This window comes from Pseudomonas putida (genome assembly GCF_028682635.1).
Lineage (GTDB): Bacteria > Pseudomonadota > Gammaproteobacteria > Pseudomonadales > Pseudomonadaceae > Aquipseudomonas > Aquipseudomonas putida_AE.
On sequence record NZ_JANHLK010000108.1, the window covers coordinates 1 to 357 of the forward strand.

Genomic DNA, 357 nt, shown 5'->3' on the forward strand with positions numbered 1-357 from the left:
GTCTATCAAAATAATCGGCTCCAGTGTCAGCTGGAGGCGGATTACCACGATGCCTTGTGCGTGGCGGCCGGGCGCCGCCTGATGCCGCCGTGCTGCAAGACCTTGCACATCAGCCTGTTCTTCGACGGCACCGGCAATAACCTTAACAACGACCTCTACCTGTCGGATCCCCGGCACCCGACCAACGTCGCCCGGATGTTCCGCGCCAGCATTGGCGACGGCCATGCCGGCGGTACCGGGCATAGCCCCGGGGCCAAGGGCTTGACCGATGCGGCAGGCACCGGCAATGGCCAGTACTTCAAGTACTACATGCCCGGTGTGGGCACGCCGTTTACCGAAGTCGGTGACCTCGACTAT

General features: G+C 62.7%; 1 pseudogene. It reads left to right on the plus strand.

Annotated elements, in window-relative coordinates:
* Window positions 1-357: pseudogene (locus NPS56_RS31075) on the plus strand (DUF2235 domain-containing protein); the annotation flags it as partial.